The organism is Mesorhizobium australicum WSM2073, assembly GCF_000230995.2.
GTDB classification, from domain to species: domain Bacteria; phylum Pseudomonadota; class Alphaproteobacteria; order Rhizobiales; family Rhizobiaceae; genus Mesorhizobium; species Mesorhizobium australicum.
Window position 1 is genome coordinate 4,450,752 of record NC_019973.1, and the last position, 13,370, is coordinate 4,464,121.

Annotated in this window: 19 protein-coding genes; 13 read left to right on the forward strand and 6 right to left on the reverse strand. The window is 61.4% G+C overall.

The features are described from left to right. Nucleotides 1-7: 7 nt before the first annotated feature. Nucleotides 8-262, reverse strand: a complete 255-nt coding sequence (locus MESAU_RS21470) for a DUF2171 domain-containing protein (RefSeq protein WP_015318126.1) — start codon at nucleotides 260-262, stop codon at nucleotides 8-10. A gap of 147 nt (nucleotides 263-409) precedes the next feature. Here MESAU_RS21470 and MESAU_RS21475 point away from each other — a divergent pair, with 147 nt between their 5' ends. From MESAU_RS21475 to purB, 3 genes are read left to right on the forward strand one after another with little or no spacing between them, the layout of a single operon-like run. After that, on the forward strand, nucleotides 410-1,132 hold the full coding sequence (locus MESAU_RS21475) for a DUF2259 domain-containing protein (RefSeq protein ID WP_015318127.1): 723 nt from the start codon (nucleotides 410-412) through the stop codon (nucleotides 1,130-1,132). A gap of 56 nt (nucleotides 1,133-1,188) precedes the next feature. Beyond that, nucleotides 1,189-1,653, forward strand: coding sequence for a hypothetical protein (locus MESAU_RS21480; protein ID WP_015318128.1), 465 nt, complete (start codon nucleotides 1,189-1,191; stop codon nucleotides 1,651-1,653). A gap of 60 nt (nucleotides 1,654-1,713) precedes the next feature. Next, the gene (gene purB / locus MESAU_RS21485) at nucleotides 1,714-3,021 is read left to right on the forward strand and encodes an adenylosuccinate lyase (protein ID WP_015318129.1); all 1,308 of its coding nucleotides are present in this window, start codon (nucleotides 1,714-1,716) and stop codon (nucleotides 3,019-3,021) included. A gap of 49 nt (nucleotides 3,022-3,070) precedes the next feature. Here purB and MESAU_RS21490 read toward each other — a convergent pair whose 3' ends face one another. Continuing rightward, nucleotides 3,071-3,883, reverse strand: coding sequence for a VOC family protein (locus MESAU_RS21490; RefSeq protein WP_015318130.1), 813 nt, complete (start codon nucleotides 3,881-3,883; stop codon nucleotides 3,071-3,073). Nucleotides 3,884-4,127: 244 nt separating this feature from the next. Between MESAU_RS21490 and MESAU_RS21495 the strand changes: the two genes are divergently transcribed. After that, nucleotides 4,128-4,676 (forward strand): RBBP9/YdeN family alpha/beta hydrolase, encoded by a 549-nt coding sequence (locus MESAU_RS21495; protein ID WP_015318131.1) that lies wholly within the window; start codon nucleotides 4,128-4,130, stop codon nucleotides 4,674-4,676. Nucleotides 4,677-4,849: 173 nt separating this feature from the next. Continuing rightward, on the forward strand, nucleotides 4,850-6,142 hold the full coding sequence (locus MESAU_RS21500; protein ID WP_015318132.1) for an acyltransferase family protein: 1,293 nt from the start codon (nucleotides 4,850-4,852) through the stop codon (nucleotides 6,140-6,142). On the opposite strand, the gene MESAU_RS21505 is transcribed toward MESAU_RS21500, so the two are convergent. Further along, nucleotides 6,049-6,822, reverse strand: a complete 774-nt coding sequence (locus tag MESAU_RS21505) for an HpcH/HpaI aldolase family protein (RefSeq protein ID WP_015318133.1) — start codon at nucleotides 6,820-6,822, stop codon at nucleotides 6,049-6,051. The genes MESAU_RS21500 and MESAU_RS21505 overlap by 94 nt on opposite strands. 110 nt (nucleotides 6,823-6,932) lie before the next feature. Then, nucleotides 6,933-7,253, reverse strand: a complete 321-nt coding sequence (locus MESAU_RS21510) for a DUF1476 domain-containing protein (RefSeq protein ID WP_015318134.1) — start codon at nucleotides 7,251-7,253, stop codon at nucleotides 6,933-6,935. Between the two features lie 279 nt (nucleotides 7,254-7,532). Between MESAU_RS21510 and purC the strand changes: the two genes are divergently transcribed. From purC to MESAU_RS21545, 7 genes are all read left to right on the forward strand, one after another. Further along, entirely contained in the window at nucleotides 7,533-8,327 is a 795-nt protein-coding gene (gene purC / locus MESAU_RS21515) for a phosphoribosylaminoimidazolesuccinocarboxamide synthase (protein WP_013532127.1), read from the forward strand. Between the two features lie 42 nt (nucleotides 8,328-8,369). Further along, on the forward strand, nucleotides 8,370-8,612 hold the full coding sequence (gene purS / locus MESAU_RS21520; RefSeq protein ID WP_015318135.1) for a phosphoribosylformylglycinamidine synthase subunit PurS: 243 nt from the start codon (nucleotides 8,370-8,372) through the stop codon (nucleotides 8,610-8,612). Nucleotides 8,613-8,631: 19 nt separating this feature from the next. Continuing rightward, entirely contained in the window at nucleotides 8,632-8,886 is a 255-nt protein-coding gene (locus MESAU_RS21525; protein WP_015318136.1) for a hypothetical protein, read from the forward strand. After that, nucleotides 8,883-9,551 carry a phosphoribosylformylglycinamidine synthase subunit PurQ gene (gene purQ / locus MESAU_RS21530; protein WP_015318137.1) on the forward strand — a complete coding sequence of 223 codons (669 nt, stop codon included), beginning with the start codon at nucleotides 8,883-8,885 and terminating at the stop codon, nucleotides 9,549-9,551. Before MESAU_RS21525 ends, purQ begins: the two co-directional genes overlap by 4 nt. 64 nt (nucleotides 9,552-9,615) lie before the next feature. Then, nucleotides 9,616-10,281, forward strand: coding sequence for a glutathione S-transferase family protein (locus tag MESAU_RS21535; protein ID WP_015318138.1), 666 nt, complete (start codon nucleotides 9,616-9,618; stop codon nucleotides 10,279-10,281). After that, complete coding sequence (locus MESAU_RS21540; RefSeq protein ID WP_015318139.1) at nucleotides 10,278-10,685, forward strand: hypothetical protein; 408 nt, start codon at nucleotides 10,278-10,280, stop codon at nucleotides 10,683-10,685. Before MESAU_RS21535 ends, MESAU_RS21540 begins: the two co-directional genes overlap by 4 nt. 7 nt (nucleotides 10,686-10,692) lie before the next feature. Further along, nucleotides 10,693-11,334, forward strand: coding sequence for a Pr6Pr family membrane protein (locus MESAU_RS21545; protein ID WP_015318140.1), 642 nt, complete (start codon nucleotides 10,693-10,695; stop codon nucleotides 11,332-11,334). A gap of 8 nt (nucleotides 11,335-11,342) precedes the next feature. On the opposite strand, the gene MESAU_RS21550 is transcribed toward MESAU_RS21545, so the two are convergent. Beyond that, nucleotides 11,343-11,594, reverse strand: coding sequence for a DUF1127 domain-containing protein (locus tag MESAU_RS21550; protein ID WP_041163466.1), 252 nt, complete (start codon nucleotides 11,592-11,594; stop codon nucleotides 11,343-11,345). 93 nt (nucleotides 11,595-11,687) lie between these two features. Here MESAU_RS21550 and MESAU_RS21555 point away from each other — a divergent pair, with 93 nt between their 5' ends. Further along, nucleotides 11,688-13,097, forward strand: coding sequence for an aminotransferase-like domain-containing protein (locus MESAU_RS21555; RefSeq protein WP_015318142.1), 1,410 nt, complete (start codon nucleotides 11,688-11,690; stop codon nucleotides 13,095-13,097). 75 nt (nucleotides 13,098-13,172) lie between these two features. Here the strand turns inward: MESAU_RS21555 and MESAU_RS31530 are convergent, their stop codons facing one another. After that, on the reverse strand, nucleotides 13,173-13,337 hold the full coding sequence (locus tag MESAU_RS31530) for a hypothetical protein (protein WP_015318143.1): 165 nt from the start codon (nucleotides 13,335-13,337) through the stop codon (nucleotides 13,173-13,175). Nucleotides 13,338-13,370: the final 33 nt, after the last annotated feature.

The window sequence follows — 13,370 nt, forward strand, 5'->3', positions numbered from 1 at the left end:
CCGTCGATCAAACCGGATCGGATTTTTCTTCCTCGAACGTCACCGCGACATCGGAATTCGCGGACAGCCACACCTTCTTGCCATCGACCTCGGCAACCAGGGCCAGGGAAATATAGTGGTGATGGCCCTTGTGAGCCCCCTCGCCACTGTCGGCCTTGGTCAGCTTGATGCGCTGACCATCGACCTTGTCGACGGTGCCGATATGCACGCCGTCGGCGCCGACGACGTCCATGTGCTCACGAATTTTGCTGGTGTCGGTCATGTTAGCTTCTCCATTGGGGTGGGTTTCCCTTGGGACTGCCGACAATAACAAATGACGAGCGGTTTGGATGCATCGGCCTTGGTCCGCACGACGTTTTGGTCTCGTCGTGCTAGGGATTGAAGCGATCAGGCCGAAGGAGCGATGACAATGCGGACGCTTTTCCTGTTTGCCGTTTGCCTGGCCACGCAGTTCGCGGCGTCGATTGCCCAGGCCGGCGATGTCGCGGAGCTCGAAATCCTGGGCTTCACCCGGGATGGCGGCGTGTTCGCCTTCGAGGAGTACGGCATCCAGGACGGGTCGGGCTTTCCCTATGCCAACCGGTATTACATCGACACGAGCAACGACAGCTTTCTCAAGGGCACGCCGGTCAGGGTCCGGCTCGACGACGAGAAGGCAACGCTCGACGCTGCCCGCCTTCAGGCCCGGCAAAAGGGCGAGGCCATTGTCAGCCAGGCCGAGCTGAGTGCCAACCGCGGCATCACCGCCGGCTCCAACCCGGTGACCGAGCTTTCGGCCGATCCACATCGCATAGTGGTCAATCCGCGACCGATCTTTTCCCCTGTCGACCAGCCGCTCGAGTTCCGGCTCGACGAGATCGGCATGAATGACACCGAAAGTTGCGCCAGCCAGGGCGAGATCAATGGCTTCCGGCTGCTGCGTATCGAGGCGCGGGATGGCGGCACCACCAAATTGCTGCACGAGGACAAAGCGATCCCCAAGAGCCGGGGCTGCCCGAACGGCTACCGCATCGGCGCGGTGCAGACGTTCTCGATGGACAGCCTCAGCGCTTATGCGGTGCTGATCGCGGTGCGCCAGTATGGCTTCGAAGGGCCGGACTTTCGCTGGATCGCCGTGACCGGCCGCCTGTGACAGAGCTTGTCCAACCCGTCAGGCGCAATCGCGCCCTGCACCACCTTCGCGGCGCCATGCCGACACTGCGTGCAGCGCTTCTCGGTGCGCTGCTGTGGGCCGCCGCCATGGGCGCCAGCGCACTCGTCAACCTGTTGCTGGACAATTGGGTGACGCCGGGCAAGATCCGCACCGTGTCCCTGCTGTTTGCCGTCGGCGGCGCCCTGGCCTTTCCGGTTGGCCTGTTTGCCGCACGGCTGGTTTCGCTCGGAAGGGGCCGGGAGGTCGCCTTCGCGGCGATATTCGTAGGGCTTGCTGCCGCAACGATCGGCCTCACCGCCCTGCTGTATGCCCTGCAATACCGCTCCTATTATGCCGAATGGCATGCGCCCGTATTCACCCTCACATGGGGCTTTCAGCTCGCCTTCACGATGGCGGTGGCGTCCTACCAGTTCGTGGTGCTGGGCATCCGGCTCTATTTCCCGCTTGGTTTCGTCGCCTTGTTCGCCGTCAGCCTCTGGTTTGCACGGCAGCAGCGTTGAGCATTTGGTCCGCCTCTGTTAGGACGCGGACAAATCCCTCCGACACATCAGGAATGACCGATGATCCCTCGCTATTCCCGGCCGGAAATGGTCGCCATCTGGTCGCCCGAAACCCGGTTTCGCATCTGGTTCGAAATCGAGGCCCATGCCTGCGACGCGCTGGCCGAACTGGGGGTCATCCCCAAGGAAGCGGCCAAAACGATCTGGGAAAAGGGAAGCGCGGCCGAATTCGACGTCGAGAAGATCGACGCGATCGAGCGCGTCACCAAGCATGACGTTATCGCCTTCCTCACCCATCTTGCCGAATTCGTCGGGCCCGACGCGCGCTTCATCCATCAGGGCATGACGTCTTCGGACGTGCTCGACACCTGCTTTGCGGTGCAACTCACCCGCGCCAGCGACATTCTGCTGGCCGACATCGATACGTTGCTTGCAGCGCTCAAGCGCCGCGCCTTCGAGCACAAGGACACCGTCACCATCGGCCGCAGCCACGGTATCCATGCCGAGCCGACGACCTTCGGCATAAAGCTGGCGCAGGCTTATGCCGAATTCTCGCGCTGCCGCGAGCGGCTGGTGCACGCGCGCGAAGACATTGCCACCTGTGCGATTTCGGGCGCGGTCGGCACCTTCGCCAACATCGAGCCCTATGTCGAGGAACATGTGGCGGCAAAGCTCGGACTAAAGCCGGAACCGGTGTCGACTCAGGTGATTCCGCGCGACCGCCACGCCATGTTCTTCGCGACCCTCGGCGTCATCGCCTCCTCGATCGAGCGGCTGGCGATCGAGGTCCGGCATCTGCAGCGCACCGAAGTGCTGGAAGCGGAAGAGTATTTTTCGCCGGGCCAGAAGGGCTCGTCGGCGATGCCGCACAAGCGCAACCCGGTGCTGACCGAAAACCTCACCGGCCTTGCCCGCATGGTGCGTTCCATGGCGCTGCCGGCGATGGAGAACGTGGCGCTCTGGCATGAGCGCGACATCTCGCACTCCTCGGTCGAGCGCATGATCGGCCCGGACGCCACCGTGACGCTCGATTTCGCGCTGTCACGCCTGACCAGCGTCGTCGACAAGCTGGTCGTCTATCCCGACAACATGCTGAACAACATGAACAAGTTTCGCGGCCTTGTGCATTCGCAACGCGTCATGCTGGCGCTGACGCAGGCCGGCCTGTCACGCGAAGATTCCTACCGGTTGGTGCAGCGCAACGCCATGAAGGTGTGGGAACAAGGCGCTGATTTTCTTGAGGAACTTCTGGCCGACAAGGAAGTGACAGCCGCGTTGCCGGAGGCGCAAATCCGCGAGAAATTCGACCTGGGCTACCACACCAAGCACGTCGACACGATCTTCAAGCGGGTGTTCGGAGGAGCATGAGCTTTCCTTCTCCCCGTTTACGGGGAGAAGGTGCCGTGATGACGTCCAATCAAGCCTTACCCGGCACGGTCCTGATCACCGTGCCCCAAGGATCCTCACGGGTCGTTTCGCTGCTCACATTGTCCGAACGCATCTCGACCCAGGCAAGGCCCGAGCGGGAGGGGTCGCGGCGGCCGGCGCCGGCGCTTTGCCAGGCATTGGCGCCGATGTGGTGGTGATAATGCCCCGACGACAGGAACACCGCCTGGCCGCCATATTTGGCGACCGTGTCGAAGCCGAATTCCTGGTTCCACCAGGCTTCGGCCTCTTCCGGTCTGCCGACGCGCAGGTGGACATGGCCGACAATGCTGTTTTCCGGCGCGCCTTGCCATCCCGCATCGCCGGCCGGCACTTCGGCAACGACAGACGGAATGTTCATCCGCTCGGTCGCCATGGCGATCTTGTCGCCGTTCCATTTCCAATCCTGCGGGCGGCGGTCGGCATAGATTTCGATGCCGTTGCCCTCGGGGTCGGTCAGGTAGAGCGCTTCGCTGACCAGATGGTCCGAAGCGCCCTCGATAGCGATCTTGTCTGAGATGGCGTGGTTGATCCAGCGTCCGAGATCGGCACGGCTGGGCAGCAGGAAAGCCGTATGGAACAGGCCGGCGCTGCGCGGATCGTCCGGTTTGGCAGAGCTGTCCGGCTCAAGCACCAGCAGCGGACGGCTGCCGGCGCCGAGCGTGATCGCGCCTTCGGCACGGCTCAATTCCTGCAGTCCGACGACTTTACGATAGTAGGCGGCAAGACTTTCGGCATCACGCGCCTTCAGACCGACGCGGGCGACGCTCACCGGCGTGGTGGCGGCAAATGGCAGTTCGCTCATCATTGTCTCCGTTGCGGCGACGTCTCGCGAAGCTCCCAAAGCCAGGAGGCCAGCGGCGCCGATCACTCTACGTCGTGTCAGCGCCAAAATCCCGGTCCTCCACGGCTGTTTCTCTCCCGACAGAGATCGTCGATCTTCATCGTTCACACAAGACAGCGAAAAGCGAACATGGTGTTCACCGTTACGACCAGAAGCCTGCCCATCAACGGTTGCATGAGGCAATCGCGCTCGCTATCTGAGCGCCATGAAAGTCAAGGACGCAGATATTCTGATCATTCCCGGATACACCAATTCGGGGCCTGAGCATTGGCAGACCCGCTGGCAATCGAAACTGTCCACGGCGCGCCGCGTCGAGCAAGCGGAATGGTCGAAGCCGGTGCGCGAGGACTGGACGGCGAGTGTGGCCAAGGCGGTCAACGAGGCCGAGAGACCTGTCGTTCTCGTCGCTCACTCACTTGGAGTGGCCGCGGCCGTACAAGCCATTCCGCAGTTCCGGAAGCCGGTCGCCGGCGCCTTCTTCGTGGCACCGCCGGACGTCGCGAATCCCAAGATCAAGCCAAGACATCTGATGACTTTCGGCCCTTATCCTCGCGAACCGCTGCCGTTTCCCTCCATCGTGATCGCCAGCCGCAACGACCCCTTCTGCCCTTTCGATGTCGCCGAGGACATCGCCGGCGCCTGGGGCTCGCTGTTCATCGATGCCGGAGAAACCGGCCATATCAGCGAGGATTCAGGCTTTGGCCCCTGGCCCGAGGGATCGATGACCTTCGCCAAGTTCCTGACGGACCTCTGAGGCGCGCCAAAATCAACGCACGATGGCATTCGATCAAACTGCAGGACTCGAATAAATAATAATTTAAGAGGGCCAGCGTTAACTATTCAGAAGCAGTGGAAATTGCTTTCTGGATGATCATCCGTGCTTGAACCGGGCTGCCAATTCTTCGCCCTTGAAACAGAGGTCAATGCTTGCGCAAGGACGCATCACTTGAATTCTTGAGAGGCGCCGCAGCGCTTATCGTTCTCAATTGGCATATCTTGTGTGCTTTTGCGCCGTCCGCGGCGGGCGAAGAGGAGGCTGCGCAATCGCTCAAGACAAGTCTGGCTTTCATCGCCTTCAATGGCGGCTCTGCCGTCTACTTGTTTTTCGTCCTCTCTTCCTATGTGCTTGTGAAGCGTTATTTCCAGTCCCGCGACGCACAAGACCTTCGGCTGGGTGCGATCAAACGTTTGCCTCGTCTGGCTGGACCCGTGCTTGTTGTGGTTCTATCGTCCTGTGTCATCTTCAAGCTCGATCTGTATTTCTTCGAGGATGCAGCGGCGGTCGCTCAATCTGAGTGGCTCGGCAGATTCGGCAATGCTTCAAAGGTACTGTCGCGGGAGACAGCGAGTTTCTCCGACGCATTCCTGCAAGGAGCGTGGCGGACATTCATTTACGGCGACAAATATTACGACAGCAGCCTGTGGACCATGACGATCGAGTTCTGGGGCAGCATGCTGACCTTCGCCCTCGCCCCGATCGTCTTTTTCTTCCAAGGCCGCTGGGCGCTATTGTCCTGGCTTTGCATAGCAACAGGCGTATTCTTGGCGGTGCAAGTCAGCTTCTTTTTTTGTGCCTTTCCGGCCAGCCTCCTACTCTATCCGCTTCTCGCCATGGGATTTCGCCCGAATCGATGGGTGAGAGGGGCCATGGCGATTATTTCGCTGGTGCTGCTGGGTTATGCAGGAGATGCTGTGGGAATATACCGGCCCTTCGCCGTGCTCGATATTGCAGCTTCCGATATCGGTTTGCGGCAAGCTTGCGTGGCCATCCCGGCAAGCATCATGCTGGTTTACGCCGTGCTGAGCATGGATGACCCACCGTCATGGCTCTCCGGCAAGGCCGCACGTTTCCTGGGCGACCTGTCTTTCCCGCTCTACCTCGTGCATGTACCCGTTATCTGCTCGTTGGGATCATGGGCGCTGTTGGCAAGCGACTCCGCCGCACTCGGCGCTGCCGCCGCGATATCTGGGTCGATCCTCGCGGCATTGCCGCTGATGGCTTTCAACAACTGGTGGGTCCAGGCGCTCGGCGCTTTGTTCGACAGGATCAGACGCGGCGGATCGGCCGCCACGGCGCTCGCGGTGCAAAGGCCTGAGCAACACGCTGGCGACAGCAGTCCGCTGGTTCAGGATCCGATCGAGTCCCGCATGTCCTTGAGCAAGGTCCTTGCTCCCAATGAAATCAGCGCGTGCTCGGAACCCGTGGCGAGCAGGCGATAGCCCATCGACACGACGCGGCCGGCGATAGCCGGTTCGACGACATAGATCGCCGCATGCTTGCCGGCCTTGCGGGTGCGCTCGGCAACCGAAGCCACCGTCTCCATCATGCTTTCCAGCGTCGAATTGACCGTGGTGCCGTTGGTCCAGGCGATCGAGAAGTCGGACGGCCCGAGGAAAATGCCGTCGATGCCCGGCGTGTCGAGGATACCGTCAAGCGCATCGAGCGCGGCGCGCGTCTCGACCATGGCAAAAGCCATGGTGCGCTGATTGGTGTCGCGCAGCCATTCGGCATAGTCGCCCTTGCCATAGCGGGGAAAGGCATAGGTCGGACCCCACGAGCGCTCGCCGAGCGGGGGATACTTCATGGCCGCGGCGAACAGCTTTGCATCGGCCACCGAGTTGACCATCGGCGCAATGACTGCTTCGGCGCCAAAATCGAGAGCACGGCTGGCCATGTCGAAACGGCCAACGGGAATGCGCACCAGCGCCGGCTTGCCCAGGGCCAGCACGGGTGCCAGGCCGCGCAGGACGCTGTCCTCGTGATGGCCGCCATGCTGCATGTCGAGTGTCACGGCATCGAAGTCCTGCCTGGCGAGGATCTCCACGGTCAAGGCGTCCGGCACGCCCGACCAGGCGGTTACCAGCGTTTCATCTGCGGCAAGACGGGACTTCAGGGACATCTAATCTCTTTCCTCGTTAACGTCGGCAGTTTCAGCCGGAAACCGCCGCAAAGGCAAAGAAAAACCGCCCGGATCGGCCGGGCGGTCGATTGGGCCAGAAAGCGGCCGGATCAGGTGTTCTTGATCTGCTCGATCGCCTGCGCCATCATTTCGTCCATGGTGCGGCGGATCTGGTGATCGGACTGCTCGACGCCGGCGGCATCGAAATCCTTGCGGATCTTGCGGAACACGTCGTGGTCGCCGGCTTCCTCGATGTCGGAAACAACGACTTCCTTGGCGTAGGCGTCGGCATCGGCGCCGGACTTTCCGAGCTTTTCGGCTGCCCACAGACCAAGCGCCTTGTTGCGCCGCGCCGAAGCCTTGAACCGAAGCTCCTCGTCGAATGCGAATTTGCGCTCGAAGCCCTCTTCGCGGTCTTTCATGCTGCTCATGGCGTCCCTCCGGTCAAATCCGATTCGTTGGCAATGGAATGGATATGTGTGTTGCCGAAGCACAAACCAAAAGGTCGCGGGCCGGTCAATATGCTTCGTCATATGCTGCGCTGCGGCATTTCAGTCCCGAAAGCGGTTGATTGAAAGGATTTGCCGATTGAGCAAACGGTGTGATTGGGATAGACCCGGCATTGAACGTCACCGTCGCCGCATTAATTCAGGCGGACGGACAGGAAGTGGTCGCTTGCCGCCTGTCCGCAAATCCAGAGAAAAATTCAAATGAAAAATCGCCGCCGCATTTATGAAGGCAAGGCCAAGATCCTCTATGAGGGACCCGAGCCGGGCACGCTGATCCAGTTCTTCAAGGACGACGCAACCGCGTTCAACAAGAAGAAGCACGAGGTCATCGACGGCAAGGGTGTACTCAACAACCGCATTTCCGAATACATCTTCAATCATTTGAACCGCATGGGCATCCCGACCCACTTCATCCGCCGGCTCAACATGCGCGAGCAGCTGATCAAGGAAGTCGAGATCATCCCGCTCGAGGTGGTGGTGCGCAATGTCGCCGCCGGTTCGCTGTCCAAGCGGCTCGGCATCGAGGAAGGCACCGTCCTGCCGCGGTCGATCATCGAATTCTATTACAAGGCCGACGCGCTCGACGATCCGATGGTTTCGGAAGAGCACATCACGGCGTTCGGCTGGGCAAGCCCGCAGGAGATCGACGACGTCATGGCGCTGGCCATCCGCGTCAACGATTTCCTCTCCGGCCTGTTCATGGGGGTCGGCATCCAGCTCGTCGACTTCAAGATCGAGTGCGGTCGCCTGTTCGAGGGCGACATGATGCGCATCGTCGTGGCCGACGAGATTTCGCCGGATTCCTGCCGCCTGTGGGACGTGGCGACGCAGGACAAGCTCGATAAGGACCGTTTCCGCCGCGACATGGGCGGCCTCGTCGAGGCCTATCAGGAAGTCGCCCGCCGCCTCGGCATCATGAACGAGAACGAGCCGCCGCGTCCTACCGGTCCGGTGCTTGTCGCCTCGACCGATGGCCTCAAAGGCAAGCCGCACTGACAGCGGCTTGCGCCCAACGTTCAGAACAGGAGCATGTCCAGCGTGATCAAGGCCCGCATTACCGTCACCCTCAAGAATGGTGTGCTCGACCCGCAAGGCAAGGCGATCGAACACGCGCTGTCGGGGCTGGGCTTCGATGGCGTCGGCCAAGTGCGGCAGGGCAAGGTGTTCGACGTCGAGCTTTCGGAAAGCGACAAGGGCAAGGCCGAGGCCGATCTCAAGGCCATGTGCGACAAGCTGCTGGCGAACACTGTAATTGAGAATTATAGTGTGACGCTTACCTGAAGTTGTGCCGGAGGAACTGATGGCCGAGAGCGATGGAAGCTTGATATTTGAAGGCCTCAAGTCCATTCAATCACGGTTGGACAGGATGGATTTGACGCTCGGAGAGGTAAAATCCGAGCTTGGCTCCATCCGCGGTCATCTGATAGCCACCGAGACTGACGTGAAGAACATCTATGGCGTGCTCGCTCGCCGGGATGATTGGCTAGAACATATCGAGCGCCGTCTCGACCCGCGCGAACTTGCCGAAGCACAAAGGCCTTACGAACCAAAATGAAATCAGCCGTCGTCCTTCTCCCTGGCCTCAACCGCGACCGCGACATGATCGCGGCGCTGACCAAGATTTCCGGACAGGCGCCGGCAACCGTCTGGCAGACCGACACCGAAATTCCCGATGTCGACCTGATCGCCATCCCAGGCGGTTTTTCCTTTGGCGACTATCTGCGCTGCGGCGCGATCGCGGCACGCATGCCGGTCATGCGGGCGGTCGCCGAAAAGGCGGCCAAGGGCGTCATGGTCATCGGCGTTTGCAACGGTTTCCAGATTCTCGTCGAGGCCGGTCTGCTGCCAGGTGCGCTGATGCGCAACACCTCGCTGAAATTCGTCTGCCGGCAGGTCAAGCTCGAGATCGCCAACGCCAACACCATGTTCACGCGTCGCTACCAGCCGGGCCAGATCATCCGCTCGCCGGTGGCGCATCACGACGGGAATTACTTTGCCGACGCCGACACACTTGCCCGTCTCGAGGGCGAAGGCCAGGTGGTGTTCCGCTATGCCGAAGGCACCAACCCGAACGGCTCGATCAACGACATTGCCGGCATCGTCAACGAACAAGGCAATGTGCTCGGCCTGATGCCGCATCCCGAGAATCTGATAGAAGCAGCGCATGGCGGCAATGACGGCAGAGCGCTGTTCGAAGGCGCCTTGGGCATTGCCGCTTGAAGTTTGCAACCGCAACCTTAAGAATTGCGGCAATTCAAGATCATAGCGTGAGGGAGAGACGGTCATGAAACTCTATTCGCGGCCGTTGTCGCCCTACTCTTCGATCGTGCGGGCGCTGGCCTATATCAAGGACGTGCCGATCAAGATCATCGCGCCGCCGCCCGGTTTTCCGATCCCCGAGGCGTTTCGCGCTATCTCGCCGATGAACCGGATTCCGGTTCTGATCACCGGCTCGGGCGAAACGATCGTCGAATCGGTGGTGATCGCCGAATATCTCGAGGAACGGTTTCCCGAACCGGCTCTGTTGCCGCCCGATTCGAAGGACCGCGCGCTGGTGCGCATGTTTGCCCGCATCGTCGATCTCGACGTACTCACACCGACGATGAAGCTTTTCGAACTGCATTTCGTGCCGAAGCGCGACACTGCCGAGATCGACGCCCAATTCGCCCGTCTGCACCATGGGCTGGCCGCCATCGAGGCACGCATGGCGCAAGGCCCCTTCGCGCTCGGCAGCGACATCAGTTTCGCCGACGCCTGGCTGACGCCGACGCGGTTCATCTTCAACAATTTCCGCGCCATGACCGGCCGCCACGACCTGCTCGACGCCTATCCCAGATTCGATGCCTATGAGCAGATCGCTTCGCAGCATCCGGCATTGTCCAGGGTATGGGGCGAGATGACCGACGGCCTGAAGATCTCTCTGTCCGAACTCGAAATGGGTGCCGCTTGATCAAGAACAGGACGATCGCCCTGATCGCCGTGTCAGGCTTTGCCTTGGCATCTTGCCAATCGAGCCCCAAGAGCACGCCCGTGCCGTCGGGCAAGAGCGCCGCGCTGCTCTCCATGGAACAGGTGGCGATATCGGCCCACAAATGCTGGATCGCCAGCAAGGATCCGGCCTTCAGGCAGTATCAGATGGCCAATGAACTGAACTCGTTCAGCGGCACGCCGCGCTTCCTTCTGGTGCCGGCCAAGCACTATGGCGGCAAACCGTTGCTGGTCGTGCAGGCACAGGGCAATTCAAGCCGTGTCGACGTCTTCGGACCGTTGATGAACGACCCGCTTGGCGCACGCATCAGCTCCGATGTCGCGCGCTGGCAAGCGGGCAATCCGGCCTGCGCGGCCACGGCCTGAGCCAGCCATGGGCCGGTTCCTGCAGATCGCGGGATTATTTGTTGGCTTGATAGCGCTCGCTTTGCAGTTCTCGATCACCATTCCGGCTTCGATGGTAGCGGGCCGCGGCCTGCTCGGCTCGATCGTGTTCTATTTCAGCTTCTTCACCATCCTGACCAACATTGGCGCCGTGCTGGTCCACGCCTCGCTGTTGTCATCCGGCTTCTATGCGTGGCTGCCGGCCTTTGCCGGACCACGGATGCGCGCGGGCGTCGCGGCTTCGATCACCCTGGTGTTCATCGTCTATGCCACGGTTCTGGCGCGGCTCTGGCAGCCGCAAGGCCTGTTCCTGCTCTGCGACATCCTGCTGCACTACGTGACGCCGGTGCTGTTCGTGCTGTGGTGGCTGATATCGGGCGCCGATGGCAGGACGCGATGGAGCGACATCTCCTGGTGGGTGCTCTATCCCATCGCCTATCTGGCCTATGCGCTGGCGCGCGCGCCGCTGGCGGGCGAAGTGCCCTATCCCTTCCTCGATGTCGCCAGGAACGGCGTTGAGAGCGTCGCCGTGGCCGCGCTCGCCATAACCACACTTTTCCTGGTGATATGCGTCGTCGCCGTTTTCGTCGACCACGCTATCGGGCGCCTCGGGAGCAAAGGCGCACGGTAGACGGGCCGCTATTCCCAGAGCGGCTTGATGCCTTCGCGGTGAGCGTCGCAGCGCGAGATGCCGATGTCCTTGAGTTGATCGTCGGTCATCTCCAGCAGCGCCAGTCGGCCGCGCCGGCGCTCCAGCAGGCGGTCGATCCATTTCGCCAGCGAACTGACCACATGCACAATTCGGCCGGCGAAGCCGCGCTGCCCGGACGGGCGAGCAGGCTGACCGAGCAATTGGGTTTCCGAGTGGCGGAATGTTCCGATTGTATTCATTTTCTTTCTGCCAAATGTCAATTGCACCCTCGGTTGGGTGCATTGCCGGTATGTATTGACTCCCAAAACGGTGCAATATAGAAAATTGTCACCATGACAAATTGGATTCCAGATCTCACCGGTTCAGGCCCGCTGTATCAGCGTCTCGCGGATTCCATCGAGGCGGATATCGATCGAGGAGTGATCGGCGCGGGGGCAAAACTGCCGCCACAGCGCGACCTTGCCTACGACATCGGTGCCACGGTCGGCACCGTCGGGCGGGCCTATCAATTGCTGCGCGAGCGCGGTCTCGTCAGCGGCGAAGTCGGACGCGGGACCTATGTGCTTAGCCAGAACATCGGGGTTACGAAGCCGGAGGCGCCCGACACCAGCGTGGAGGGCACGCGCTATGTCGATGCCCCCAAGGGCAAGTTGCGGTTCGACAGCACGGCAGCCCCTGATATCGGCCAGGGCGCCGTTGTAGCCGACGTCCTGTCGCGCACCGCACAGGACCATCCGCATGAGATCTCAAGTTACACGCGCGACTTCCCGGATCGCTGGTACGAAGCCGGCGCCCGCTGGCTGTCCCGGAATGCCTTCCGGCCAACGATCGATACAATCGTGCCTACCCTCGGTACCCACGCCGCGGTGATGGCCGCGATCGCGGCCCTGACCACGCCCGGCGACTATGTCGCCTTCGAGCACCTCACCTACTCCCAGATTTCCCGCAGCGCCGGCCTGATCGGCCGGCGCACCGCGCTGGTTGCCTCGGACGATGAAGGCCTCGATCCGGCGGATTTCGAACGCGTCTGCGCGCAAAAGCACCCCAAGATGATCTTCCTGATACCGACGGCGCAGAATCCGACCCTGTTGACCTTGTCGTCGGCGCGACGCGAGGCGATCGCGCGTATCGCCCGTGATTACAACGTCATCCTGATCGAGGATGACCTCTACGGCCATTTGACCGACGACCCGACACCGCTGCTTGCCGAATTCGCGCCCGAGCGCACCATCATCGCCGGCGGCCTGTCGAAGTCGGTCGCCGCCGGACTGCGCGGCGGCTGGCTCTCCTGCCCGCCCGCTTATCGCCATCGCATCCGGGTCGCCCACAAGATGATGACGGGCGGCATGCCATTCCTGCTGGCGGAGGTGAATGCCCGGCTGGTGCTTTCCGGCCAGGCCAGCGAAATCCGCAAGCGCAGCATCGCGGAGATCAGCGCCCGCATGTCCATAGTGCGCGAAAGTTTGGCGGGCTTCTCATTCAGATCGCACGACAAGGTGCCGTTCGTCTGGCTCACCCTGCCCGATCCCTGGCTTTCCGGCACGTTCAAGAATGCCTGCCTGGAGCATGGCGTGCTGATCGACGATGAGGATGAATTCAAGGCGGGGCGCTCGGAGCGGGTTTTCCATGGGGTGCGCTTCGGTGTTTCGCAGCCGAGCGGGCGCGAGGGTGTTGCCGGCGGCGTCGCGGTGATCAGGCGGCTGCTGGACGAGGGCCGCGCGGGCTACGACAGTTTTTCCTGAACCGTTCGCGGCCACCCGCCCTGCTGCCTCGAGACGTCGACTTGCGACACTGGACTTGTCAGAACCAGACCCGGATCAACCTTCGGCCTTGAAGTTCTTGGCTTCCTTCTCGGCTTTTTCCTTGCCGTGCTTCTCAGCCAATTCCTTGGCCTGCCGCGGCGAAACGTCGGTGGTCTCCGCGATATGGAGAGCTTCCTTGTCCGAGAGGCGATTGTCGTTCTTGCCTTGCTTGGTAGCCATGATTCTGTCTCCTCGGTGATAGGGACCTAACGA

What these genes read in the sequence shown, in the direction of transcription:
- MESAU_RS21550 (WP_041163466.1), bottom strand. Translation starts at nt 11,594, where the DNA reads ATGAATACAATCGGAACATTCCGCCACTCGGAAACCCAATTGCTCGGT.
- MESAU_RS21510 (WP_015318134.1), bottom strand. Translation starts at nt 7,253, where the DNA reads ATGAGCAGCATGAAAGACCGCGAAGAGGGCTTCGAGCGCAAATTCGCA.
- MESAU_RS21475 (WP_015318127.1), top strand. Translation starts at nt 410, where the DNA reads ATGCGGACGCTTTTCCTGTTTGCCGTTTGCCTGGCCACGCAGTTCGCG.
- MESAU_RS21490 (WP_015318130.1), bottom strand. Translation starts at nt 3,883, where the DNA reads ATGAGCGAACTGCCATTTGCCGCCACCACGCCGGTGAGCGTCGCCCGC.
- MESAU_RS21545 (WP_015318140.1), top strand. Translation starts at nt 10,693, where the DNA reads ATGGGCCGGTTCCTGCAGATCGCGGGATTATTTGTTGGCTTGATAGCG.
- MESAU_RS31530 (WP_015318143.1), bottom strand. Translation starts at nt 13,337, where the DNA reads ATGGCTACCAAGCAAGGCAAGAACGACAATCGCCTCTCGGACAAGGAA.
- purC (WP_013532127.1), top strand. Translation starts at nt 7,533, where the DNA reads ATGAAAAATCGCCGCCGCATTTATGAAGGCAAGGCCAAGATCCTCTAT.
- MESAU_RS21555 (WP_015318142.1), top strand. Translation starts at nt 11,688, where the DNA reads ATGACAAATTGGATTCCAGATCTCACCGGTTCAGGCCCGCTGTATCAG.
- MESAU_RS21480 (WP_015318128.1), top strand. Translation starts at nt 1,189, where the DNA reads ATGCCGACACTGCGTGCAGCGCTTCTCGGTGCGCTGCTGTGGGCCGCC.
- MESAU_RS21535 (WP_015318138.1), top strand. Translation starts at nt 9,616, where the DNA reads ATGAAACTCTATTCGCGGCCGTTGTCGCCCTACTCTTCGATCGTGCGG.
- purB (WP_015318129.1), top strand. Translation starts at nt 1,714, where the DNA reads ATGATCCCTCGCTATTCCCGGCCGGAAATGGTCGCCATCTGGTCGCCC.
- MESAU_RS21495 (WP_015318131.1), top strand. Translation starts at nt 4,128, where the DNA reads ATGAAAGTCAAGGACGCAGATATTCTGATCATTCCCGGATACACCAAT.
- MESAU_RS21470 (WP_015318126.1), bottom strand. Translation starts at nt 262, where the DNA reads ATGACCGACACCAGCAAAATTCGTGAGCACATGGACGTCGTCGGCGCC.
- MESAU_RS21525 (WP_015318136.1), top strand. Translation starts at nt 8,632, where the DNA reads ATGGCCGAGAGCGATGGAAGCTTGATATTTGAAGGCCTCAAGTCCATT.
- MESAU_RS21505 (WP_015318133.1), bottom strand. Translation starts at nt 6,822, where the DNA reads ATGTCCCTGAAGTCCCGTCTTGCCGCAGATGAAACGCTGGTAACCGCC.
- purQ (WP_015318137.1), top strand. Translation starts at nt 8,883, where the DNA reads ATGAAATCAGCCGTCGTCCTTCTCCCTGGCCTCAACCGCGACCGCGAC.